The 24,651-nt window shown below is 60.2% G+C and carries 20 protein-coding genes and 1 tRNA gene; 12 read left to right on the top strand and 9 right to left on the bottom strand.

Annotated features, from left to right (window positions below):
* Nucleotides 1–14: 14 nt before the first annotated feature.
* Nucleotides 15–653, bottom strand: coding sequence for a hypothetical protein (locus RLW55_RS19310; RefSeq protein WP_423415106.1), 639 nt, complete (start codon nt 651–653; stop codon nt 15–17).
* 158 nt (nt 654–811) lie between these two features.
* Between RLW55_RS19310 and RLW55_RS19305 the strand changes: the two genes are divergently transcribed.
* A tRNA-Ser gene (locus RLW55_RS19305) sits at nt 812–904 on the top strand.
* A gap of 239 nt (nt 905–1,143) precedes the next feature.
* Nucleotides 1,144–1,488, top strand: coding sequence for a hypothetical protein (locus RLW55_RS19300; protein WP_024275563.1), 345 nt, complete (start codon nt 1,144–1,146; stop codon nt 1,486–1,488).
* 328 nt (nt 1,489–1,816) lie between these two features.
* Here RLW55_RS19300 and RLW55_RS19295 read toward each other — a convergent pair whose 3' ends face one another.
* The 4 genes from RLW55_RS19295 to RLW55_RS19280 form a co-directional block, all read right to left on the bottom strand.
* Nucleotides 1,817–2,467: a response regulator transcription factor gene (locus RLW55_RS19295; protein ID WP_409562740.1), complete on the bottom strand. Its 651-nt coding sequence runs from the start codon at nt 2,465–2,467 to the stop codon at nt 1,817–1,819.
* Nucleotides 2,464–3,924, bottom strand: a complete 1,461-nt coding sequence (locus tag RLW55_RS19290) for a two-component system sensor histidine kinase NtrB (RefSeq protein WP_423415105.1) — start codon at nt 3,922–3,924, stop codon at nt 2,464–2,466. Before RLW55_RS19290 ends, RLW55_RS19295 begins: the two co-directional genes overlap by 4 nt.
* 344 nt (nt 3,925–4,268) lie before the next feature.
* Nucleotides 4,269–5,702 (bottom strand): phenylacetate--CoA ligase family protein, encoded by a 1,434-nt coding sequence (locus RLW55_RS19285; protein WP_423415104.1) that lies wholly within the window; start codon nt 5,700–5,702, stop codon nt 4,269–4,271.
* A gap of 270 nt (nt 5,703–5,972) precedes the next feature.
* Complete coding sequence (locus RLW55_RS19280) at nt 5,973–6,623, bottom strand: DedA family protein (RefSeq protein ID WP_409562743.1); 651 nt, start codon at nt 6,621–6,623, stop codon at nt 5,973–5,975.
* A gap of 317 nt (nt 6,624–6,940) precedes the next feature.
* Here RLW55_RS19280 and RLW55_RS19275 point away from each other — a divergent pair, with 317 nt between their 5' ends.
* The 7 genes from RLW55_RS19275 to RLW55_RS19245 all read left to right on the top strand — a co-directional run bounded on the left by RLW55_RS19275 (nt 6,941) and on the right by RLW55_RS19245 (nt 17,866).
* Nucleotides 6,941–7,864 carry an alpha/beta hydrolase gene (locus RLW55_RS19275; RefSeq protein WP_409562744.1) on the top strand — a complete coding sequence of 308 codons (924 nt, stop codon included), beginning with the start codon at nt 6,941–6,943 and terminating at the stop codon, nt 7,862–7,864.
* Between the two features lie 169 nt (nt 7,865–8,033).
* Nucleotides 8,034–8,486: a (2Fe-2S)-binding protein gene (locus tag RLW55_RS19270; protein WP_013946796.1), complete on the top strand. Its 453-nt coding sequence runs from the start codon at nt 8,034–8,036 to the stop codon at nt 8,484–8,486.
* Between the two features lie 11 nt (nt 8,487–8,497).
* The gene (locus tag RLW55_RS19265; protein ID WP_423415103.1) at nt 8,498–10,648 is read left to right on the top strand and encodes a molybdopterin cofactor-binding domain-containing protein; all 2,151 of its coding nucleotides are present in this window, start codon (nt 8,498–8,500) and stop codon (nt 10,646–10,648) included.
* Nucleotides 10,645–11,982, top strand: a complete 1,338-nt coding sequence (locus tag RLW55_RS19260) for a cytochrome c (protein ID WP_423415102.1) — start codon at nt 10,645–10,647, stop codon at nt 11,980–11,982. Before RLW55_RS19265 ends, RLW55_RS19260 begins: the two co-directional genes overlap by 4 nt.
* A 175-nt stretch (nt 11,983–12,157) precedes the next feature.
* Nucleotides 12,158–13,180 (top strand): NAD(P)-dependent oxidoreductase, encoded by a 1,023-nt coding sequence (locus tag RLW55_RS19255; protein ID WP_423415101.1) that lies wholly within the window; start codon nt 12,158–12,160, stop codon nt 13,178–13,180.
* A gap of 354 nt (nt 13,181–13,534) precedes the next feature.
* Nucleotides 13,535–15,685, top strand: coding sequence for an OmpA family protein (locus tag RLW55_RS19250; protein ID WP_423415100.1), 2,151 nt, complete (start codon nt 13,535–13,537; stop codon nt 15,683–15,685).
* Nucleotides 15,686–15,856: 171 nt separating this feature from the next.
* The gene (locus RLW55_RS19245; RefSeq protein ID WP_423415099.1) at nt 15,857–17,866 is read left to right on the top strand and encodes a hypothetical protein; all 2,010 of its coding nucleotides are present in this window, start codon (nt 15,857–15,859) and stop codon (nt 17,864–17,866) included.
* Here RLW55_RS19245 and RLW55_RS19240 read toward each other — a convergent pair.
* Complete coding sequence (locus tag RLW55_RS19240; protein ID WP_423415098.1) at nt 17,806–18,789, bottom strand: alpha/beta fold hydrolase; 984 nt, start codon at nt 18,787–18,789, stop codon at nt 17,806–17,808. The two genes, RLW55_RS19245 and RLW55_RS19240, sit on opposite strands and share 61 nt — an antisense overlap.
* Nucleotides 18,790–18,818: 29 nt before the next feature.
* Nucleotides 18,819–20,912, bottom strand: a complete 2,094-nt coding sequence (locus RLW55_RS19235; RefSeq protein WP_423415097.1) for a lytic transglycosylase domain-containing protein — start codon at nt 20,910–20,912, stop codon at nt 18,819–18,821.
* Nucleotides 20,913–21,321: 409 nt separating this feature from the next.
* On the opposite strand from RLW55_RS19235, the gene dapA reads away from it, so the two are divergent.
* Genes dapA through RLW55_RS19220 form a run of 3 tightly spaced genes read left to right on the top strand, consistent with a single transcriptional unit; the run spans nt 21,322 to nt 23,320 of the window.
* Nucleotides 21,322–22,212, top strand: coding sequence for a 4-hydroxy-tetrahydrodipicolinate synthase (gene dapA / locus RLW55_RS19230; protein WP_409562752.1), 891 nt, complete (start codon nt 21,322–21,324; stop codon nt 22,210–22,212).
* A gap of 23 nt (nt 22,213–22,235) precedes the next feature.
* Complete coding sequence (gene smpB / locus RLW55_RS19225; protein WP_409562753.1) at nt 22,236–22,709, top strand: SsrA-binding protein SmpB; 474 nt, start codon at nt 22,236–22,238, stop codon at nt 22,707–22,709.
* A 59-nt stretch (nt 22,710–22,768) separates the two neighbouring features.
* On the top strand, nt 22,769–23,320 hold the full coding sequence (locus tag RLW55_RS19220) for a peroxiredoxin (protein WP_423415096.1): 552 nt from the start codon (nt 22,769–22,771) through the stop codon (nt 23,318–23,320).
* Here the strand turns inward: RLW55_RS19220 and RLW55_RS19215 are convergent.
* Together RLW55_RS19215 and RLW55_RS19210 are read right to left on the bottom strand one after the other, a co-directional pair.
* A complete protein-coding gene (locus tag RLW55_RS19215; protein ID WP_423415095.1) occupies nt 23,301–23,960 on the bottom strand; it encodes a uracil-DNA glycosylase in 660 nt (219 codons plus the stop codon). The two genes, RLW55_RS19220 and RLW55_RS19215, sit on opposite strands and share 20 nt — an antisense overlap.
* A 29-nt stretch (nt 23,961–23,989) precedes the next feature.
* Entirely contained in the window at nt 23,990–24,649 is a 660-nt protein-coding gene (locus RLW55_RS19210) for an NYN domain-containing protein (protein ID WP_409562756.1), read from the bottom strand.
* Nucleotides 24,650–24,651 lie beyond the last annotated feature (2 nt).

Here is a 24,651-nt window from a genome sequence, read left to right as displayed (position 1 = left end):
CACTATGATCGGCTTCAGCACTTTGAGAAAAACGACGAGAGGCATTTCCACGAGCTCTTGGCGGCGCCGCCGACGGCGGAGCCAGCTTTTTCGAGCGCCGTGCTTGCGGATTTTGCGGCTTCGCCAGCAGTTTTTTGTGTCTGGCTGAGGCCGTTGCTCGCCGACAGGCCGCTTTTTTCCACCATTTCCTGCACCGTCTTCGGCGGCGCTTCCTGGGCGGGCGCGTCCTCTACAGGCGGCTTGGGCGGTACGCCTGCGGCGCCATCCGGGGCGACCGGCGGGGTAGCGGCTGCGTCTTGGGTCTGTAAGCTGGAGTGATCCTGCTTCGCTGCGGGAACGTCGCCCGGTGGAGCGCCATCGTCGCCGCCATTGAGGAAAGCCGGAATCGGCAAGTTCCGGCGCTCGCCAGGGCAGGGCGCAGTCACGTTACGATCGATCGCGCAACTTGCATGCGAGCCAGCTTTAGCGAGGCTCGTGATGCAATAGAATTTCGATACGGTGTCGAGTGTCGGGTTCGAAGTGTTGCCTACAACGCAAGCGTAGTTCGCGTCGGGGCCGGTGCATTTGACGCAGAGTTCCGTCGCCCCCGCCGATGCTGCGGCTGAAAGCGCCAGGAGGGCCATGCCCGTCAGAAAATATGGCCGATAATTCACAGCCAGTACCCGTTTCGATGGAGCAATATTGCTCCCAAGAGACTAGGACGACTTTGCGGCAGTAGCCAGACAAGGCCGTATCCTTTTGCTGCTTCATCCAACGCGTCTTGCATTGCCGTGGCGTGCCCTCTATAGGGGGCCATTGCCCATTGATTTGGGGAGACGTGGCCGAGTGGCTGAAGGCAACGGTTTGCTAAATCGTCATACGCTTTAAAGGCGTATCGAGGGTTCGAATCCCTCCGTCTCCGCCAGTACCCTTGCTTCACCCCACCCCGAGATAACAGGCAGTGCACAGGCACCGGAACTTGATGCCATCGTGGATGGACGACGGCGTTTCCGTTTTTTGTTCACAATGGCGTTCCAGATCGTGAAGCTCAGGGGGCTTGCTTCGGGGCAGGCCGGAGCGTCGCTCCGGCGCCTTGGGTCGGGGCTTCCACAAGAATGGATTTGTCAGATCAGGCGAGACGCGTCGAGCCTGCGTGGGCGTATTATGGACTGGATCAAGCTAAGCTCACTCGTTGTTTCCGCCGGGCTATCCGCTTGCGCCAGCACGGGCACATCCAACAGCGGCGTCGTGAAGACAGGACTTCCGATGTCGGAAAATTTCCGCGTCGAGCGATCGCCATCGCCTGAATACGACTATCTCGTCACGATCAAGAACGGGAAGGATTTAGGCATCAACGCCGATAATCAGTTGGCCCGTGATCGTATGGCGCTCCTGGCGCTGAAAAATCAATGCGAGGCGCCGCAGATCGTCAAAGAGTTCGTCGTCCATTCCGGATCGGATCTGTTTGGGAGTGCCGAGCGCACCTATCAGCTTCATATCAAATGCTGATAGCGTAGCCGTTTCGTTTCCGCACGTTCGAATGCGCAAAGCATGAGCTCCAAGGGGCTGAGCATCGATCGCTGCGGGATGCTCTTATACTATTTGGCATGGCGTGACGGTGCGCAGAATTTCAATGGCCGGCGGGATGTCCGGGATGCTTGGCAGACCTTCTAAATTCGCGGTTCGATAAGCGTTTTCTTGGGCTAGACGAACTATGGGCGGGCGGCGAGTCGTCTGCGGAGCCAATCCCCCTTGGTCCCCGAAGGCCTTCGAATACTCCCGTCTTCGAGGCGCCGCCCCCTATTTTGAAGACAGATGATTTGTGCAATCGGAGCGGTCAGGCGCTGACGCTTGAGAGCCCCAGTTTCTCGGCCGCGCGCACGAGATCGGCGAGAGACCTTACAGCCATTTTGCGCATCACATGACCGCGATGGATTTTGACGGTGATCTCGCTTAGACCCATCTCGCCCGCGATCTGTTTATTCATGAGCCCCTTCGTGACGTAGGCCATGACTTCTTTCTCGCGGGCCGTCAGGCTTTCGTAGTGAGCCGATAAATCCGCGATGCTTTGATCGGATTCGAGCTGCTTGCGGTCAGTCTCCAGCGCCGAAAAGACGGCGTCGAGCATATCCTGATCGCGGAAGGGTTTGGTCAGGAAGTCGATGGCGCCGGCCTTCATGGCGCGGACGGACATTGGAATATCACCATGCCCGGTCATGAATATCACGGGCATCCGAATGCCGGCCTTCGCGAGCTGGGCCTGGAAATCCAAGCCGCTGACGCCGGGCAAGCGGATATCGAGAACGAGGCAGCTCGGAATTTCCGGCAGCTTCTTTTCCAGGAATTCTGCGGCGGAGCCGAACACCTCAACTTGCAGGCCGACGGATCTGAACAAGCTGCTGAGCGCATCGCGAAGCGCGGGATCGTCGTCGACGACGTAGACGGCGCGGCCGCCGGTCGAACGATCTGAAGTAGGGTTGCTTTTCACGCTGCGTCCTCCCGGACTGGCAAGTGGATCGTGAACGTCGCGCCATGTCCGAGTTCGGACGTCGCGACGATCGTGCCACCGTGGCTTTCAATGATCGAACGGCAAATAGATAGTCCCATACCCATGCCTTCGGACTTCGTCGTGTAGAATGCCGTGAAAAGCTTGCTAATAACAGCCGGATCGATGCCGGGGCCGTTGTCGGCAATTTCGATAATCGCGTTTTTCTGCGGCGGTTCTGCCTTGTCGTCCTGTTCGAGTCTGGTCGAGATGCGGAGGGTGCGCGGCCGATCGGTGACAGACGACATCGCCTGGACGGCATTCAATGCCAGATTGATGACGGCCTGCTGGAGCTGAACGCGGTCTCCGAGTAGCGGCAACGGGGTCGCCGCGAGGTCCAGCCGCAGGGCAACGTCCCGGGCAATGAGCTCCCGTTCAACGAGGAGCAGGACATCCTCCAACAATTCGTTGGCGTCGAGCGGCGCGCGGATGAGATCGGTTTTTCGCGTCAGCGCCCGCAGCCGCGCAATGACGTCACTCGCCCGGCGGCCGTTGCTGATCATTCGTTCGAGCGAGTTATTGACCTCAGTGAGATCAGGGACATCACGCTTCAACCAGCGCAATGCGGCTTCGCCGTTCGTGACGACCGCTGCGAGCGGCTGGTTCACTTCGTGGGCGATCGAGGCCATCAGTTCGCCGAGCGTCGTCAAGCGTGTGACGTGGGCAAGTTCGGACTCTGCTTTGTGCAGCGCCGTTTCGGCAAGCTGCTGATCGGTTATGTCGTTGTTCGTGACCATCGTGGCGACGGGCCGGCCTTTATCGTCGCGCTGCTGCGACCAGCGGCTGGCGACAACCACGCTGCTGCCGTCACGCTTGGTATGGGTGATTTCGCCCTGCCAACGACCTTCGGCCGTAAGGTCTCTCGTGATTTCCGCTAGCGGTTTGGGAAACTTCGATTTCAGCAGGTCGATAGCGACCTTGCCGATCGCGTCTTCGCGGGGCCAGCCATAGAGCTGTTCCGCGCCAGCGTTCCAATACGTGATGACGTCGTGGTTGTCGCGCACGTAGATCGCGTCGTGGGTGAGATCGAGGAGGGCAGCTTGATCGCGTAGATCGTGGGTCGCCTGATTGTTTTTAAGCGCCAGCAGCGTCGTGACGATGATTGCGCTCAGGCTAACAAGGCAACGGATGAGAGCGCTGGATTCCAGATCAGACCAGTGCGCGATAATAAACGATGAGATCGTCAGGAACACGCATGTGGCAGCGATGGCGAGCAGTCCTGTGCGGCTGAGGAATGTCGCCGACAGCATGATGACGGCCACGTAGAGCACCGCGACCGCGATATCGAGCGGCGTGAATGTATCGATCAGAAAAATCGCCGTCGCGCCGAGAAGGGCAAGTGTGGAATTGAGATGGGAATTTGACTGCAGAGTGGAAGGCAAGTTTGTATTTTTCAACATTCGGTCCGTACTCGTCTTATGCAGGCTTTCCGAAAGTAGCCCGGCGCTCTCGGTGCGGCCGCATTCGACGTTCGTGCAACGCGGCTCGCCGTAAGTGGTAAGCACGCGCCCTATTCGATGCGCCATGGGACAAATGGTAGTCCACGGACGCTTGAATTGATTAGGAAAATTTATGACTTCTGATGAGTAGGCTTAATTCAATATGTCTGCCGGATATCTGGGTCGAATTTGATGAGCTTGGTGGCGGCGGCAGGAGAATGCCGTACGTCGGGAATGAACGACGTGTAGTGACGTCGTTCATTCCGGTCAGATGGCATTCTCGATTTGTGCGGTTTCGCTGCAGCTCAGGGCTCGCTTGCTAGTTCGTGCGCCGGGTTGGGCGCCGATGGCGGTGGGCCGAAAACGTTCTTGGCGCGGCGAACTTTGCCCGAGTGTTCCGGCGTAATTTTATCGACAATTTCGATGTCGAACGTAATCACGTCGGCAAGGCCCTCAGCCGTCACCGACCGCTGAATGAGTTCGCGCAGTTTTTCGGCGGATAACGTGCGGCCAGCGAGCGGCGCGGCTCGCAAGACGAACTTGTTGACGCCGGTTTGCAGAAACTGATGCTCAGCGAGATCGGTCTCGGTATGGAGTGCGAGCAGGAACACATAATACGGCAAGTCGCGGATCTCGCCATTGACGTCGACCCAGAACTGATCTTTGGCGCGGCCTTCGACAGCCTTGACCAAGGGCAGCAGGCTGCCGCATTCGCAAGGCTCTGCGCTGATCGTGACGACGTCGTCGATCTCATAGCGGATGATCGGCTGGGCGAGATTGTAGAGGTTCGTAAGCAGCACTTTGCTTCCCGCGGTCCCTTTGGGGACCGGACGGTTGTTAGCATCGACGATCTCAAGGAAGGCCAGCTCGTCGTTCAGGTGGCTGCCGTGCGTGGCTTGGCAGCCGCATGTCAGAGCCATGCATTCCGCCATGCTGTAGACGTTGGTGATGTGAACGCCGAAGGCTTTCTCGACGCGCTGGGCGATGGCTTCCGGCAATGGCTCGCTGATGTTCGTCATCTGCTGGAGATCGCCGTTGAGCTTCAAGCGGCCGGCGTGGAGTTCATGCGTGATCGTTTCGAGCGCGCTCGTGTAGCCGGTGATGAAGTTCGGCTGAAAGCTATTCAGCTTTTCGACCAGCACCTCTGGCGGATCGAAAACGGAAAGGCGCTGCAACTTGATGTACCGGCGCGCACGCTCGGGGAAATAGTTGAAGAACGTGCTGCTCGGATAGAAACCGGGTTTCTGCGTGATGATCGCAAATCGGGCCGGATTGAAGAGCTTCTGCAGGAACGGCAGAAAGCGCCGCGAAACCGGTGTGCCGCGCGCAAATTGCGCTGCGAAGGTCGTCAAGATCGCGGGTTTGTCCTGGACGATAATTGCCGGCTGTCCCTGACTGCCGGATGTATGGCAGACGGCGTAATTGTCTTTGTAATACGAGCCGACGTTTGAAGGATCGGACATGAAGCGTTCCAGACCTTCGCGCCGAACGGCCCGATCGGTCAGGATATCGTCGAGGTTCTCCATCATCTGCGCCTTCGTGAGGGTGGGCAGATCTGTGATGGCGCAGGTATTCAAGTCGATGCCCTGAAACCGCTTGCGATAATACGGTGAGTTTTCGTTGGCGTAGTTCAGGAGTTTGCGAAACCTGGCTTCCCGCGCCGCGGCGCGGGCTTCCATGTCTTCGGGGCGGGGTGGCAAAAGCGAGCGAATGGCGAGCGCCAATTTCACTTGATCCACGACTGCCCGGAGAAATCCTCTCATCAGATATAAGCCTTTGAGATACGACGATAATTGTTAGGGGCAGAACCCGAGCAAACTTGCATCAGCGGCATGACCGCCCTCGACGCGGCTTAAGTATGGCAACGGCGGACAAATTGGCAGCGAAAACTGCGATCAGCATGTTTTTACACCGCCGGTTCAATCCAAACGAAGACGTTTCCATTGCCACTTATTGAAGAGTGCCAGCAAACGGCGATCTTGCTCAGATGGTTCAGATGGTGACGCAACTCAATCGCGGGGTTCAAAGCCGGGAAGATGTCCTGGAAGAGAAGCTTCCGCCCGGGCCTGAAGTTCCGCTTCATGGCGTTTCAAATAGATAAAGATCGCAAACAGGATGACCAGAGCGATCGTGATGCCGATGATTCCTGCCGGCCCCTGAACCGCGTGTATGCTCCGTCCGAACGTGTAGGCAGAGATGCCGACAATGCTCGCCCAGACGAGTGCTCCCAAAGCGTTGGCGACAAGAAAACGCGGCCACGCCAATTGATTGACGCCGGCGAGGAACGCGGCAAGAAATCGCAACACGGCAAAGAAGCGGCCGAAGAAAACGACCGTACCGCCATACTTCTGGAAAAGGTATTGTCCGAGTTTGATGCGTCCTTCGGTCAACCCGAGGTAAGCACCGAATTTCAGAACGAGGCGATAGCCGAATTCACGGCCGATCATGTAGCCGATGTTGTCGCCAACGATAGCGCCGATCGTGGCCGCGGCGATGACCATCGCGATATTGCCGTCATGGGTTGCGGCATAGACCGACGCCAGGATCAGCACGGCTTCGCCGGGCAGCGGGATACCTAGGCTTTCGAGTGCGACGATCAAGGCAACTGTCCAGACGCCATAGGTTTGGAACAGGTGATGGAGCTGTTCTGGAGAAAGCAAGCGTATCCCTCTCTGCGATGGCGCAGCAAAGACGCAACGCCCGTCAGCACCACTAATTGTGCTGTCATTTTAATGTCAATCGAACTCGCGGGAGTGGATTGCATTGTTCACGTCGGTCGGCGGCCCGCCCGTTCGCGGCGGCACCATCCAGCGAAATGCAATAGGCGGCATTTCCGTATATCTCTTGGCTGGCAAGATAATCGAACTCGTGGTTCTTAATTGCGGACTTGGCGCAAACGTGGCGCAATAAACGGTGCATCAACCATCGTCGCAGGCTGCGCCTTGCGGAATTGAATATCGGAATTCAGAGATAACCGATGATTTGGATTCCCAAGACATTGCTGAATGGGCAGCGACTTTCCGCGCTTCCTCCGGGAATTGCGGGCGATACGGCATTCAGGATTTTTTGTACGCCGGTATTATCGCAATATCGTGCGTCAAATCATTATCAGCTCGTCGAGCGGGCGCGGTTTCATTTGCGCAATGCGTCTTGGGCTCGTATTCCGACGCCGGTCGCCAATATTCAAACGTACACGTTCGATCCAGACACCGATGTGCCGAGGGGCACGATTCTCGTCGTTCACGGCTGGACGGCCGAAGCCTCTTTCATGACCGCGATTGCCGAGCCGATTCGGAGAGCGGGATATCGCGTCGTCCTGCTCGATTTGCCGGCGCATGGCTTGAGCGGCGCTCATTCGACGAACCTGATCGACTGCGCGCGCGCTACGGCGGCAGTGGCCGCGCATTTTGGTCCGATCAGCGCGGTCGTCGCACATTCCTTCGGCGGCATGATCTCGCTCGTTGCGGCGGAGGGGCGCATGCCGATGCCGTGCAAGCTCGATATTTCGCGTTTCGTGTTGATTGCCTGTCCGAACCGTCTATTGCAAGTCACCGCCGATTTTTCCGCGCATTGGGGCCTGACACTTGGCGGGCAACAGGCCTTCGAGCATCGGCTGGAACGCGTCGGCGGCCGTGCGCTTCGCTGTTTCGCGATCACTAAGCTTTTGCCGGCTATCGGCGCGAAAGCGCTCGTCGTCCACGATCGGGATGACCGTGACGTCACGTTCGAGGCGGCTGAAGAGATCGCCAATAACGTCGCCGCAGCGGAGTTGCTGCCGTTTCAGGGTTTCGGTCATCGAAACATCTTGTTCGCACCGCCGGTGATGCGTGCGATTGTCTCATATCTTTCTCGAGCGGATCGCGGAGCGACGACTGCGATGGCAATCGGAGATTCGGACTGAAACGGCAATTCTATATAGTTGTTTGACTATATCGCATGTCGGAAATCGCATGAATTCCGACATTCCCGCGACATTGAACGAAGGAATGATAGAAGTAATATAAGAGCCTTCTCAGACTGCGATAAAGGTCGTCGGTCTAACGTCGATCATTTTGTGCCGGGAGCTCTCGATGATCACCCTTCAAGTTAATGGTCAGTCGCACGAGGTGGACGTTTCGCCCGAAACGCCATTGCTGTGGGCCTTGCGCGACGTGCTTGGCATGACCGGAACGAAATTCGGTTGCGGTATCGCGCAATGCGGTGCCTGCACAGTCCATCTCGACGGTCAGGCGGTTCGCTCATGCCAATTGTCGGTCGGATCGGTCGGTGATCGCCCGATCACGACCATCGAGGGCGTCAGCGCGACGGAAACAGGTGCTAAAATTCAGAAGGCATGGCTCGACCTTGAAGTCATTCAATGCGGCTATTGCCAGTCCGGACAGATTATGTCTGCGGCTGCGCTTCTGGCGCACAAGCCGAACCCGACTGACGACGATATCGATGCGGCGATGGCCGGCAATATTTGCCGCTGTGGCACCTATGTCCGCATTCGAGCTGCCATCAAAAAAGCCGCTGCGGCGTAAGGGAGGCGTTCATGCGAACAAATGTCATGGCCGAGACACCCGGCCTTTCGCGGCGCGACCTGTTGAAGGCCGGTGCCGCTGGTTTTCTGCTTGTCAGCTTCAGGGTGCCCGTCGCCCGTGCGGCGAGCGACACGTTTGCGCCCAATGCGTTCATTCGCGTCGGTGACGACGATGTCGTGACGCTGGTCATGCCTCAGGTCGAAATGGGGCAGGGCATCTACACGACCGTCGCCATGATCCTTGCCGATGAGATGGATGCTGACTTCAACAAGGTCGTTCTGCAGCACGCGCCGCCGGACAAGGCCTATATCAATCCAATTTTTGGCGTGCAGGCCACCGGCGGATCGACGTCGGTTCGGGCCTTCTGGGATCCGCTGCGCAAAGCGGGCGCCTCGGCGCGTGGCATGCTGGTCGAAGCGGCTGCGCAACAATGGGGTGTCGACCCTTCGTCATGCCGGACGTCGAACAACGAAGTCATTCACGACGCCAGCAACCGCAAGGTCAGTTATGGCGCGATCGCGGCGCAGGCGGCCACGATGAAGCCTGTTACAGATCCGAAGCTCAAGGATGCCAAGGATTACACGCTTATCGGCAAGCCGGTGAAGCGCAAAGACACGCCGGACAAGACAACTGGCGCCTCGAAGTACGGTATCGATGCGATGCCGGCAGGCGTCAAGTTTGCGGCCATCGCGCAGTGCCCGGTGTTCGGCGGAAAGGTCGGACACGTCGACGATACGAAGGCGAAAGAGATCAAGGGCTTTCGGCAATTCGTTGCCGAGGATGATTTTGTCGCGGCGGTCGCGGATACGACGTGGGCCGCGATACAGGCGCTCGATGCGCTCGATATCAAGTGGAACGAAGGACCGAACGCGAACGTCAATTCGGAACAAATCTGGGAGGCCCTGAGGGCCGCCAGCACAGGGCAGGGCGCAGTCGCGAAGGACGTAGGTGATGTGAAGTCCGCGCTGTCGGACGGAACGCGCTACGATGGCGTTTACGAGCTGCCCTTCCTCGCGCATGCGACGATGGAGCCGCTGAACTGCACGGTCCACTACACGAAAGACGCGTGCGAAGTCTGGATCGGAACGCAGGTCATCGGCCGTGTGCAGGAAGACGTCGCCAAGGCCGTCGGGCTCCCGGTCGAGAAAGTAACAGCGCATAACTTCTATGTTGGCGGCGGTTTTGGGCGGAGACTCGACCAAGACATGGCCGTCAGGGCGGCGCGCGTCGCGGTCCACGTTGACGGTCCGGTCAAGGTGACATGGAGCCGTGAAGAAGATACGCAGCACGATGTCTATCGGCCCGTCTACCACAATGCGGTTTCGGCTACCGTCAAGGACGGCAAGATCGTCGGCTGGTCACATCGCATTACAGGATCTGCCGTTATCGCGCGTTGGCTTCCGCCGGCGTTCAAGAACGGCGTCGATATCGACGCGGTAGATGCGGCGATCGATCAGCCATACGACTTCCCGAATTTCAAGGTGGAATATATCCGCGCCGAGCCACCTGCCGTACCGACCGGCTTCTGGCGCGGTGTCGGACCGAACAACAATATCTTCACGATCGAAAGTTTCGTCGACGATATTGCCTTCAAGGAGAAGGTCGATCCGGTCGCATTTCGGCTAAAGCATCTCGATCACAATCCGCGCGCTAAAGCTGCGCTTCAGCTCGCTGCCGAAAAGGGTAACTGGGGGGCGCCCTTGTCGCCGCGGATGGGCCGAGGTGTTGCGGTGCAGAATGCGTGGGGCACCTACCTTGCCACCATCTGCGAAGCGGAGGTCGATGAGAGCGGAGAGGTCCGCGTTCATCGGCTCGTCACGGCTGTCGATACGGGCATTCCCGTCAACCCGGATACGATCGTCGCCCAGCTGCAAGGCGGCATGATTTTCGGTCTGACCGCAGCGCTTTTCGGCGAGATCACGATTGCGAACGGTCGGGTGCAGCAAGGCAACTTCAACGACTATCGCATGTTGCGCATCAACGAAGCGCCGAAGATCGAGGTGCATCTCATTCCGAGCACCGAACATCCGGGTGGGATCGGTGAACCGGGAACGGCATCCGTGCAAGCCTCCCTCGTCAACGCGCTGTTTTCAGCAACGGGCGTGCGGCTGACGCGGCTTCCGATCGATCGCAAGGCGCTGGCCGGGAGAAAGCCTGTATGAAACGCATTTACTGGGTTCTACTGGCGCTCGCGGCCGTCGCGTGCATCGTCGCCGGCATAATCATCTATGTGCCGGGTCCGACAGCGTTTGCGGGTGGCAGCACAGTGGCGCTGGCCGACTACAAGGACACAAATCCGACGGGCGTGCCGCCTAGCCTCGCGAAGGCCGACATCATCACGCGCGGCGAATACCTGACGCGTGCTGCCGACTGCGAAGCTTGCCATACGTCCAAGGGCGGCGTGCCTTACGCGGGCGGCTTAGCGTTCAAGCTGCCGTTCGGCACGCTTTACTCGCCGAATATCACGCCCGACAAGGAAACCGGCATCGGTAACTGGACGGACGCCAACTTCATCAATGCGCTGCACAAGGGCATTGCGCCGGATGGCTCGCGTTTCTATCCGGCGTTTCCGTATCCGTCCTACACGCTGCTGACGGACGACGACGCGCTGGCGATCAAGGCTTATCTGTTCAGCCTTAAGCCGGTGAATCAACCGACGCCGGAAAACACGCTGATGTTTCCGTTCAATCAGCGCTGGGGCATGATGTTCTGGTCGTTGTTCTACAACAGCGACCAGCGGTATCGCCCGAATCCGGGCCAGAGCGCGGAATGGAACCGCGGAGCTTATCTTGCGGAGGCGCTCGGGCACTGCGGCGAATGCCATACACCGCGCAATCTGCTGCAAGCGGTCGACAACAAGAAGAAGTTTGCCGGAGCTGTGACTGCGGGCTGGCGTGCCTACAACATCACACAGGACAAGACGACCGGCATCGGCAGCTGGGATATCAAGACGACGGCGAACTTCCTGGCGCATGGCCACGTCGAAGGCTTGGGCACCGCTTCGGGGCCGATGGGCGAAGCCATCGATATGAGCCTTCGGCATATGGCGCCTGAAGATATCAATGCGCTCGTCGTCTATCTGAAGACGATCCCGGCGATCGCCGATACCTCATTGCCTGTTCCGAAGACGATGCTGGCGTCCGCATTCCCAAGCGACCATGAAATGAGCGAGAACCAACGGGGTGCCATGGTCTTCGCTGGGGCATGCGCTGCGTGCCACAACTGGACCGGCAAGAGCGCCGTACTTTCCTACGCCGACTTCATCGGCGGCCGGACGGTCAACGATCCGACGGCAAGGAACGTCGCTCAGGCGATCGTCTGGGGCGTGACGCGGCACACGCCGGACGGGGTTGTGAAGATGCCCGCCTTCGGCGCCGCCTATACGGACGAAGAAATCGCAGCGGTGTCGAACTACATCACCGCGCGGTTCGGAGCCGAGAAGTCGCGCATCACCGCCGACGAAGTCAGGAGCATCAGCAAGCAGGCTTCGCAGTAAGCCGCCTGCCACGTTAACGAATTCAGCGGGAGTTTTTTGCTCCCGCTGAGGGCTTTTCAATCCAATTGACGTATCAAATCTTGGCAGGAAGGCGCTTGTTCGCTCCGGCTCGGATCGTTACGAAGCTCGTAGAGTCGCCGCATTGAAGCTGCGGCACGGAAACGAGCCTCTATCGATGTCGAACGCCAACCAAGAGACGGTTTCAACACGTCAGGGCGCCCGTATCGGGCCCCTCGCAACGCTGCCTGTCTTCTTTAAGCTCGACGGCAAACGCGTCGTGCTCATCGGCGGCGGCGAACCGGCGCTCTGGAAGGCGGAGCTGTTGGCGGCGACGGGCGCGCTGGTAGAAGTTTTTGCCGAAGCGTTTGCCGAGGAATTTTTCGCGTTGGCCGAAGCGCCGCCGCGCGGGCAAATTCTTCTTGTTCAGCGAGGATGGTCGCCGGAGGATTTGGCGAACGCAGCGCTGGCCGTCGGCTCCTTTGCCGACGAAGCGGAAGCGGCGACGTTTGCGGCTGCAGCTCGCGCTGCCGGCGTACCGGTCAACGTGGTCGATCGACCGGCGCTTTGCGATTTTCAGTTCGGCGCGATCGTCAATCGTTCGCCACTCGTCGTGGGGATTTCGACGGACGGAGCGGCGCCGGTTTTCGGACAGGCCATTCGCTCGCTGGTCGAAAGCTTGCTGCCTGAAAGTTTCCGGCTCTGGGCAGCCGCAGCGCGCGATCTTCGCAGGGAGAGCGATCGCTTAGGAGAGACGCTAGAACAAAAGCGACGCTTCTGGCGGCGGTTTACCGATTTCGCTCTTCGCCATCTCGACCGGGGGCCGGGAGCCGACGACGTTGCGCAGTTGATCGCTGGCGAACCGGAAGCGCGCACGCCGGAGGCGGTGACGGTTATCGGGGTTGGAAATGACGCGGACATGCTGACGCTTGGAGCCGTGAGGGCATTGCGGGCTGCGGACGATATTTTCTACGACGTGGATGTCCCGGCTGCTGTGTTGGACTTCGCCCGGCGTGAGGCGCGCCGTTATCCGATCGCGAGCACCCAAGAGGGCGACACATCGGCCGTTGTCGCTTCAGCAAAGAGCGGCCGCCAAGTTGTGCGCGTCAGGCTCAACGCGAATGCGGGTAGACGAGGCGACAGGCAAGAGCTGGAGGCACTTCGAGCCACCGGCATATCGGTGGTTGTGCTGTCATCGTGACAGATGCCGCCAAGGCGATGCCCGATGGTGACAAGAAGCGATTTTTACCTTTTTTGCCATGTGGTTGCCGTGAAGGGGTGCGAGCAACGGGCCTGAGCGGCACTGGAGCAACAGGGTGTAGCCGGTTCGGCGAAGACGGAATAAAATCTTTCTTTTTCAGCCGGTTATGGCGCGGTGCTGTGGCTCTCGCCTGCTTGGAATGGTCTTTCCTCTTGTCTATACTTCGGATCGGGGGGATCCGCTCGGATCAAAGATTGCCACGCTGGGCGGGGTTAGCGCATCGCTTCCCTCATGGTTGGTTTTTTGTCGTTCCGCGACAGCGAGACGTCGGTAAGCATTCGGAGTCGCGTGCGCATGCGCTGCAATCCATCATATTGGCTTTTGGGACTCGTCCCGATCGCGCTTTTGACTTGGGTTGCCGTGCACTTCGAACAGGGCAGCATCGAGTTCGATCTGTCGCGCCGTGCAGGCGAAGCGCTGCGCCGTTCGGGACTCGATTGGGCCAAGCTGCATGTCGTCGGCCGCGATGCGGTGCTGACGGGACGTGCGCCGGATGAGCGGGATCCGGGGCGGGCTCTCGCGAGTGTCGAGAACGTTTGGGGCGTGCGCGTCGTTGCCGACAGGGCTGCGCTGCTTGAGAGTGTCGCCAACTATCATTGGTCGGTGACGTCGTCCGACGATGGGCGCGTGCGGATTGCGGGTGACGTGCCATCGGAAGACGCGCGCCGCGCGCTGCTGGACGCTGCTCGTAAAGCTTTTCCTGGCGCCAAGATTCAGGATGAGACTCGGCTGGCGCGGGGAAGCATCAATCGCAATGCGTGGCTCTCTGCTGCAATCTTCAGCATGAAAAATCTGGCCGAGTTGAAGCGCGGACAAGCGTCGCTCTCCATGCTGGATCTGTCGATCGCAGGCGAAGCCAAGACTGCGGATGCCTATCGCGACGTTCGTGAGGCGCTGTCCGAGAAGCGGCCGGCAGGGCTTGCTCTGGCTCGCGAGGCGATTACGCCGCCGCTCGTCCGGCCGTTCGTCTGGGGCATTAAGAAGAGCGGCGCGGGCATCGAGATTTCGGGCTTTGCGCCGAGCGACGACGACCGCGAGCGGTTGAAGGCGCGCGCCAAATCATTGTTCCGGGCGATGACGATTACCGACAATTCGGATATCGGCGACGGGGCGCCGCAGGGCTGGAACAAGGCGACGAGTGTGGCGCTCGAACAGCTTGCGCAGCTTCGCACCGGCGATGTCGCGTTTACGGATCGCGATCTGGCTTTCTCTGGCGAAGCACCGGACGAGCAGACGGCGACCGCCGTCAAGAGAACGCTGAAGCTCGATGTGCCGCAGAATTTCCGGATCGTCGAACACATCCGTTTCCCGAAGCCGGAGATCAAGCTGCCACCGAGCGGCTATGTCATGGGCATCGTAAATGATGGGGCGTCGCTGTCTCTGGTCGGCATGGTTCCGAGCGAGGCGGCTCGTGGCGCACTGCTCGATGCGATCAAGGCGCGGTTCCCCGGCAAACAGGTCAACGACAAATCGCAGGTTGCGCCGGGAGCCCCGGATGGCTGGCAGCAATGCGTCGTTGCAGGTTTGTCGTCGCTGCCGCGGCTCAAAAAGGGCAAGTCAGTTCTGACCGACCACAAACTTGAGGTGTCGGGCGATACGGATGATTACGCCGCGTCGCAGTCGGTGCCGGGGGATGTGAAGGCGGCCGCCGGGCAGACCTGCGAAACGACGACGAACATCGCGTTCACCGGCAAGATGAAGACCGATCTCACGTGGAAAGCCGCGCGTGAGCCAAACGGCATGGTGACAATCGAGGGTGAGGCGCCTGACGACGCGTCGCGCCTGCGTATCGTTGAGATCGCGCAGCAGATTTTTGCCGGTTCCAGCGTGACCGACAACATGAAAATCGTCGGTGCGTCGTCCGAGCCCTGGTCGTCGGCGGCACATCTCGGACTTGAGGAGATGGCGCGTCTCAAGAACGGCGAAGTCTCGATTGCGGGTAAGGAATTCGTAATCAAGGGCGCGGCGGAGAGCGATCGGGTCGCGAACGATATCCGCAGCGTTCTCTCGACGGATCTGCCGCCGGGCTTCAAGAGCCGGGACGAGATCACGGTCATGTCCCAGGAAGAGAAGGCGGCTGACAGCTGTCAGACGCTGATGCGGCAAGCGTCGGCCAATGGGACGATCAACTTTGCGCGCGCCAAGGCGGATTTGACGGCGGACAGTGCGCAGACGCTGAGAGATCTGGCTCAGATCGCCAACGAATGTCCGAGTTTCAAAATTCAAATCGAAGGCCATACGGATTCGGAAGGCACGGATGAGCGCAACCAGCGGCTTTCCAACCGGCGGGCGCAAGCCGTCGCCGACTTCCTGGCCCAGAACGGCGTCGATCCGCGGCGCATGACGACAGTCGGATACGGCGCGACGAAGCCCATCGCTGATAATGCGACAGCGGAAGGGCGGGCCAAGAACCGCCGCATCGAATTTACGGTCAAGGTCAACTGAGGGGAACGGAGGAAGACCGCAAATGGACTATCTGTTCATGAAGTTGATCTGGTGGATCGCAGCGGCGTTCGCGCTGGGGCTTGTTGTTGGTTGGGTCTCGTGCCGTGAAAAAAAGAGATGACGCGCAGCCGAGATTATCCGGCCGCCCTCGGGCATCTGATTAGGTAGGAAATGACGTATCTACTGCTGCAAACATTCCTGCTGTTGCTCGCGTCGTATTTTCTCGGCGCGTTCGTCGCGTGCACGGTGAAAAGCGCTCTGTTCGGTTCGCGGGATGAAGCACCTGAGCGCGTGCTGGCGCCGGTGCAGGCCGACGTGCCGGTCGGACCTCCGATCGTCATCCCGCCGCAACCGGTGCGTCCGCGTGCGGCGCAACCGATGCCGCCGGTCACGCCGCGGACAATTGATCCGGTTCAGCCGAAAATCGAAGTTCTCCGGCGCCCGGAACCGCGTCCGGCGTCGGCCGTGCTCGATCCGTCGCGCTTTGAGCGCGCGTTGACCGGTCCGCATTTCAACGAAGGCGTTCCGCGTATCGCGATTATTGAAATTTGCCCTGCAGTGCTGCCGCCGGTGACGGATATCTATCAGCCTGCGCCTCCGGAGTTGCCGCCTCCTCCGCCCGTCGAAGAACTTCCGCCCGACGTGCCGGACATCGAAGACGTTCCCCAGGAAGCACAAGAAACTGAGCCGGAGCCGATTCCGGAGCCAGAACCAGCGCCTCAACCCGTGCCTGAGCGGGAGCCGCGTACGGGCGGGTTGGCTGCGCGGTTGCGTGATGCGACCACTGCGGCGGCCGCCGGGGCCGTTGCAGCCGCCAAAGCCGCGGCTGCAGCGTCGGTCGCGATGCCGGGCATGGGGTTGTCGCGGCGCGAACCGGTGAAAGAACCGCCCGTTGAGGAAACGCGGCCTCCCATCGAGGAGGCGAGTGCGGAACCGGTGATGACGGAACCGGCGCAGGCTGGAGCTCCGGACGCGGATCGCGATGAAGCGGTGGAACCCTCGGAAGAGATCGTGGCTGCCGCAGCCGAGCCGCCGTCTGTTGTGGCAGAGGAAGAGACGTTTGCGGCTGAAGAGGAACAGGCGCCGGAGCCAGCGTCTGAGGCCGAGCCGGAGGCCGATGCTCAACCGCAATCAGATGACGAAACGCCATCGGAGCTTGAGCCGGAGATCGAACCTGCGCTCGAACCGGAGCCCGAACCCGAACTTGCACGTGAACCAGTACCGACGCCTGAGCCAGTGCCGGCACCTGTAGTGCCTGCGTCCGTCGGGCCTGCAGCACTGATCGAAGACGGCGACGATTTTCAACGTATTCGTGCCATCGACAGCGATATCGAGCAGAAGCTCAAGACGCGAGGCGTCGTATATTTCGAGCACATCGCGGGCTGGAGCGCATCCGATGTCCGGCGGATCGGCCAGGAACTCGAAATACCCGGCCGGATCGATAGAGAACAGTGGGTCGAGCAGGCACAGATCCTGGCGAAAGGTGGCGAGACTTATTACTCGCGAAACCGCAAGGCGATGCTTAAGGCCAAAGCAGAGACCGCAAGCGAAGCGAAAACGGAGCCAAGTCCGACTGGGGGACAGACGACGTCACGGGACGATTCAGCAGCGCCGGCGCCGTTGCAGTCCGTCACAGGGACAACCTCGCAGCGCGAGGGGCTTTCCGGCGTCGCGGCCGCGAGCCAAGGGCGTTCGGTTGCCGAAATGGCGGCGGCGGCTGCAGCGGCGATTGCTGCTTCGTCGGCAAGCGTGACGCGCGGGCTCAAACCGATCGAGCCGATTTCGCCGTTGTCGAAAGTCGATCCGAAGATTTCGATGCCGGCGCGGATCACGGACGCGATCCGGGAAAAGGGAACGGGCACGGCGACCGTCGAAATCACGAAAGACAATGCGCCATTGCCGGAGGCCACGGCCGAAGGACCTTCCGACGATTTAAAGCGCATTCGCGGTATAGGTGTCCTGATCGAGAAGCGCCTCAATGCCATGGGCGTTCGCCGCTACGATCAGATCGCGAACTGGACCAGCGGCGACATCGACCGTGTCAGCCGCATGCTGGAATTCAAGGGCCGGATCGAGCGCGAGAGCTGGGTTGAGCAGGCGCGCATTCTGGCGAGCGGCGGCTATACGGAGTTTTCGCGCCGGGTCGACAGGGGGGAGGTCGATACCAGCCGCGAGACGTGACCGAAATCGCTGCGGGACAGGATTCCGTAGCGCGTGCCGTCGTTCTGCTCATCGGTTTCGGCAAAGAACGAGGCGACGGCGGAGATCGTTGGCACATCACGTAGCAGCGGTGCGTGCCCTTGGGCGGGCACCGCGAATGACGACAGTTTCGGATGGCGCTGGCGCATCTCCTCGACGGTCTTTTCCGATAGTAGATCGGAGTTTTCGCCGCGCAGAACGAGCACCGGCATGCGCTTCATCGCTTCGAACTGAGGCCAGAGTTTCGGGATCGGTCCATCAAGGACGGACAGGCATTTCGCCAGCTTCGGGTCGTAAGCGCCGACCGGCTTGCCGTCCTTATCGTTAAACATCTGGCGGGCGATGGCGGCAAAATCGTCATCGGTCATTTGCGGAAAATCGCGACGGAAGAGATCGCCGATGATGCGCGTCGCGTCAGCCCAGTTCTTCGGCTGGGGAATGCGACCGACATAGCCTGCAATGCGTGCGAGCCCGTCTTGTTCAATCACCGGACCGATGTCGTTTAGAACCACCGCGCCCATCAGCGAGGGTTGCGCAGCCGCCAGAACCATTGAGATGAGGCCGCCGCGAGACGTTCCGATGATGCCGGCGTTGCGCAGCCCGAGCATCATCATGAAGTCGATCGCGTCCTGCATTTCGATCGGCACGGCGTAGTTCTTCCAGTCAGAATCGTATTCGGACAGGCCGCGGCCGCGCGTATCGAGCGTGAACACGTCGCGCGCCTTCGCGCCCTGGCTCAATGCCACCGCGATGTCGTGGAAGTCGCGGCTATTGCGCGTCAATCCGGCGAGGCAAACGACCGGCCGCGCGTCGGACGCGACCTTGGGCCGATAATGGCGGCCGTAGAGGCGCAGCCCATCGCGGCTGGTGAAGTGAATGTCTTCGAATTCCTGCACCGCCACCATTGGGATATCGCGCCTCGTTTTGGGTTTGCTCAGCCGTCGCTGTTGTTGTCGGCGATGCCGCTACCTGAATCGTCGTCTTTCGGCATCCGTACATCGCTACGGCCGCGCCAGAGATCTTGCCGAAGACGCAGCGGGTTTTTCATGCCCATGCGCGCGCGATAGATCTGGATGTTCGATAGAACCTTAGTGACGTAATTGCGGGTTTCAGGAATCGGGATGCGTTCGATCCAGTCGATCGGATCGACGTTTGCGTCTCTCGGGTCGCCGAACTCGTTCATCCACTGGCGTGCCCGGCCCGGGCCGGCGTTGTAGCCGGCAAGTCCAAGCACATAGGAGCCGTTGAAGTCATCCATCCGGTCGGCGACGTAGGCCGAACCGATCATCGCGTTATAGCGAGGATCGGAGAGTAAACGATCAATCTGGCATTTGATCTTGTAGTCGCGGCATACGTGGCGCGCGGTTCCAGTCATGACTTGCAGCAGACCTTTGGCGCCGGCGCCCGAGACGATCTGAGCGTTGAATTCCGTCTCTTGCCGTGCCAGGCCGAGAAGGAGCGGAAGCTCGGGCGGGGCGCGCAGCGGTGTGTAGCCGGGGAACGGCTTCAGCGGATAGGCATAGATCAGCAAGTTCTGTCCACGCGCAATGGCGATCTTGGCGATGCGCAGGGACATTTGCGGGTCGCCCAGTTCTTCAGCGAGAAAGGCGACCATACCGACTTCCGCCTCGGACGGCGCAGCGTTTCTCAAGCCTGCCAGGAGCGTGCGGGTAATTTCGCGAGAGAGGCCCGCCTTTTGCGCGAGGACCAGCGCATGCGCCTGATCGGAGGCGTTCAGCTTGCGGATTTGCGCGGCTGTCGGATAAGCGGGCGGGGTGATTTCGAGATGGGTGCGGCCGGGGTCCAGCGTCTGCATTGCCAGGAGACCATGGAACGTATCGGAATACTTGGCTGCCTCACGGTACTGCTGGGCCGCGGCCGCCTTGTCCCCACGCGCAGCCAGGACGCGTCCCAGCCAATAATGCGCCTTGGCGCTGCTCAACGGCCCGTCCGAAGCGGCGATCATATCGCGGAAGTGGCGTTCGGCGGCGGTGGTCTTTTTGAGATATCGGAATGCGATCCATCCGGCCATGAACGTCTGGTCTTTGCGCGGATTGACGGAGAGGGGACCGGCGTCCTTGACGAGTTCGTAGGCAAGCTTCGGCTTATCGAGCTTGAGTGCTCCGTAGGCCAGTTCGCGTCGCTCTGCCCACCACTCGTCCAGCGCCGCGATCTTCTTCGGATCGGGCGGGATGGACAGAATGATGTCGGCGGCCTGCTCGATCTTTCCGGCTTTGCGCAGCAGCTGCTCACGATGAAAAGCGAGGCCGACGTCGTCGCGGCCGCCCGGTGCGAGCGCGCTCATCAGGGCCTGGGCGTTAGAGGCCTTGTTGAAGACGGCGAGACGCGCGACGGCTCTCTTGCGTTCGCGTGCTGGTAGAAGCGGGATGAGACGCTTCGCCAGCGCGGCGCGGTCCTTGCGGTTTCCGGCGTAGCGCACGTCATCGGTGATGAGGCGGTCGAAGCGCCATTTGTGATCGGCTGGCGTCAGCAGGTTGCCGAAGCGATCGAGAAAGCCATTTTCGAGCGTCGGCGGAATGGACATCTCGCGCCAGGCTTTGGAGGCGTACTTGCGCGCCGCCGTCGTGTTGCCCTCGGCCAACTCGGCCGAGGCGAGAGCGGCATAGCCTGCGCCGGTTTCGGGTGGGTTGTTGGCGAAATAGGCCTTGATGGCGTCGGCGCTGCCGCCATTCATGAACACGGCTTCTTCGAAGCCCTCCCGGATCGTAGAGCGATCCGGCCAATTGGGATGCTCGCGGAGGAAATCGCGAAATTCCTGCGGGTCGCCAAGACCGGCGCGCAGGCGCATCCAGACGACAAGCGTTCGGCCGATGGGATCGCTGATCTTGCTTTTCGCCGTCGCAAGGTCGTCGAGGTTCTTCGACCGGATGGCCGAGGCCGCATCGCGTAGGGCGGACAGGTCGCCAGGATCAGGCGAGAGCGACAGCAAAGGGCTCAGCGCCGAATCGAGTTTGCGCTCTTGCGCCTTCTCGGACGGCAGCAGTTGCGGCGCGGGAACAGCCTTCACCGCAGATTCGGCGGGGGAAGGCGCGCCCGTTAACGTGACGCCAACCAAGAAAAGGGACGGCGACAGACCGCAGAGAACGCGGGCGAGGGAGCGAATTCGCGTTCTGGAATTGAGGCTTAGTCGCATTGCTTCCCATTGGGTAAAACGCCCTACTCGCCCCGACCTTGCGGCAAGCTTTACGAGCGCCTAATGTTACAGCGCTTGCGTCGCTAGCAACGATACACCGTATTAAGCGGAATTATGCATGCTGAGGCAAGCGGTTCAGGCCGGACGCATGGCACATACGTACGGCAAGACCGTGGCCCCTGGCCGTATGGCTCGAGTCCCTAATGACGTTGAATTCCTGATCGAGACAGGGGTGCTGCACCGCAGGGTGCCGGTCTCGGTTTTTTCAATCTAAGGCGAACGCATGTTCAGAGGTTCAATTACGGCGCTCGTTACGCCGTTCCGCAATGGCAAGGTGGATGAAGCCGCCTTTACGCGGTTCATCGAGTGGCAGATTTCCGAAGGCACGCATGGTCTGGTCCCCGTCGGAACGACGGGCGAGAGCCCGACCCTCGACTATGACGAACACAAGCGCGTCATCGAGCTTGCGGTCGGGACCGCCAAGAAGCGCGTTCCTGTGATCGCAGGCACGGGTTCGAATTCGACCGATGAAGCGGTCGAGCTGTCGCAATACGCTGAGAAAACCGGCGCGGATGCGGTGCTGATCGTGACACCGTATTACAACAAGCCGAACCAGGAAGGGCTTTATCAGCACTTCAAGGCGATCAACGACGCCATCAATATTCCGATCGTTATCTACAACATTCCGGGCCGTTCGGTCGTCGACATGTCGGTCGCGACGATGGCGCGCTGCTACGAGTTGAAGAATGTCGTCGGCGTCAAGGATGCGACTGCCAATCTTGCGCGTCCCTCGCAGGTGCGGTCAGTGCTTGGGCCGGATTTCTGTCAGCTCTCGGGCGAAGACGCGACGGCGCTGGGCTTCATGGCTCATGGCGGCGCGGGCTGCATCTCGGTCGCGTCGAACGTGGCGCCGCGGCTGTGCGCGGATCTCCAGAACGCGTGCATGGCGGGCGACTTCAAGAAGGCTCTTGCCATCCAGGACCGGCTTACGCCGCTGCACGAAGTGATGTTCATCGAGACCAATCCGGCGCCGGTCAAATATGCAGTTTCGCGGCTCGGTTTCGGCACGGCGGACATGCGTTTGCCGATGGTGCCGCTCACCGACGCGTCGAAGCGGGCGATCGATCAGGTGCTGAGCGACCTCGACCTCGTGAGCGCGAAAGCGGCCGAGTGACGACTGTCGGAAAGCGCTAAGTCATGGCATCCAAACGCGACGACGGCACCACGCTTGTCGCCGAAAATCGCAAGGCGCGGCATGAGTACTTCATCACCGACAGCTGGGAAGCGGGTATCGAGCTTCTCGGCTCCGAGGTGAAGTCGCTGCGACGTGGCCAATCGAATATCGCGGAAAGCTATGCCTCGGTCGAGGACGGCGGGATCTGGCTGATCAACAGCTATATCGCTGAATATCCGGGCGCAGCGCTGTTCCCGCATGAGCCACGGCGCAAGCGCCGACTGCTGATGCATGCCACCGAAATTCATAAGATCGGCATTGCGATCGAGCGCAAGGGCATGACGCTGGTGCCCTTGGAGCTTTATTTCAACGAGAAAGGCCGCGCCAAGATCAAGCTGGGCTTAGCGCAGGGCAAGAACCACGCGGACAAGCGGCAGGACGCTGCGAAACGCGATTGGAACCGGCAAAAAGCGCGCCTCATGCGCGAAAAGGGCTGATCGTGTGAGCGGCTGGAATGCGGGCCGCTTCGCTCGCGCTAGCGAAGGGGAAACGCGTTATGGAAACACATTCACCCTGGCCCACGCCGGTCGATGATGGCGCGGCGAAACATCTGATCGCGGGAACGCGCCTTCCGGATGTGGCACTGCCTGCCACGCGTGGTGCGATGGTCAATCTCGCGCGCTTTCAAGAGAAAGCGATTGTATTCGTCTATCCGATGACGGGGACGCCGGGCGTTCCCAATCCGCGGGACTGGGATACGATTCCCGGTGCGCACGGTTCGACACCTGAAGCCGAAGGGTTTCGTGACGCTTATGCAGAATTCGAGCTGGCCGGTTACGAGGTGTTCGGCGTGAGCGGGCAATCTTCGGAGGCGCAGCACGCTTTCGCTGCGCGCGCCGGTATTCCGTATCTGCTGCTGAGCGATGAGAAGCTGGCGTTTGCCGGTGCGCTCGATCTGCCACGCTTTGAAACCGGCGGCGTCGTTTATCTTTCGCGGCTGACGATGATCGTCCGTGACGGCATCATTTATCGAGTGATCTATCCGGTCACCAACCCCGCCGGGCACGCGCGGACGCTACTGGAGTCTCTTACGGCAGTTCGTGCCTGATCGCATCGAAGACAGCGTGAAACATCTCCGTTGTTAGCCGGCCGGTGTTGGTATTGTAGCGTGAGCAGTGGAAGCTGTCGTAAAGGGCGAGGCCCGGCGCGAGTTCGTGGCGGGCGCCGTGTGCGAACGGAAAAAGCGCCTTTCTTTTTGCAAGCGTGGTGAGTGTCTGATCGTGCGCGATCCGGCCTAGGGCGAGGATGACTTTCAGTTTCGGCAGACTTTCAAGCCGCGCTGCAAAGTAGGGACGGCAGTTTGCAATTTCTGACGGCTCAGGCTTGTTCTGGGGCGGTACGCAGCGTACGGCGTTGGTGATCATGCAGTTGCGCAGGCGAAGACCGTCATCGACGCGAGCGTGATACTCGCCGGTCGCGAAGCCATAGCGGATCAGCGTGCCATAAAGCAGATCGCCGGCGTAATCGCCGGTAAACGGCCGTCCTGTGCGATTGGCGCCGTTGCGACCTGGCGCCAGGCCGACGATCAGGAGGCTGCAGTTTGGCGTTCCGAATGAAGCGACCGCGCCGTTGAACCAGTTCGGCTCCTGGCGCTCGTTTTCAGCTCTGTAGGCAACGAGGCGCGGGCAGCGCGTGCATTTAGGCGGAGCTTCGGGGCCCAATGCCGCTTCGACTAAGGCCGCGCCCATCTTACCTTCGCTCAATTATCGTCTGTCGCTTAGACTTCCTCTTCAGCGAAGTCGTCGTCGCCCAGGTAATTGGTGTCGCGCGGAGACGAAGCCTGTCCGCGTGCAGACGGGCTACGTCCGCCTTCGCGAGGCGTACGGCCGCCGTTGGAGCCGCCACCGGTCTGTGAGCGGCCGACCTGTTCTTCGAGGTCGGCGAGGTCAATAAATTGATCGGCCTGACGGCGCAATTCGTCGGCGACCATCGGCGGCTGGGTCTGCAGCGTAGACACGACGCTGACGCGCTTACCCTTCTGCTGAAGAGCAGCAACGAGACTGCGGAAATCACCGTCGCCTGAGAAAATGACGATGTGATCGAGGTTATCGGCCAGACGCATAGCGTCGACGGCCAGCTCGATGTCCATGTTGCCTTTGACTTTACGGCGGCCGGTCGCGTCGGTGAATTCTTTGGTCGGCTTCGTCACCATCGAGAAGCCGTTATAGTCAAGCCAGTCGATGAGCGGCCGGATCGAAGAGTATTCCTGCTCCTCGGCCAGGGCCGTATAATAGAGTGCACGGACAAGGTGTCCTTTTTGCCGGAAAAATCCCAGCAAACGCTTGTAGTCGATGTCGAACCCCAGTGACTTTGCAGTGGCGTAAAGATTTGCGCCATCAATGAAAAGAGCGATACGTTCGGTGGGGTAAAAATGCATTG

Source organism: Hyphomicrobium sp. B1 (assembly GCF_049532635.1).
In the GTDB taxonomy this organism is placed as follows: Bacteria; Pseudomonadota; Alphaproteobacteria; order Rhizobiales; family Hyphomicrobiaceae; genus Hyphomicrobium_B.
The sequence above is the reverse complement of the archived record's forward strand: the minus strand, read 5'-3'. Positions and strand labels throughout refer to the sequence as shown.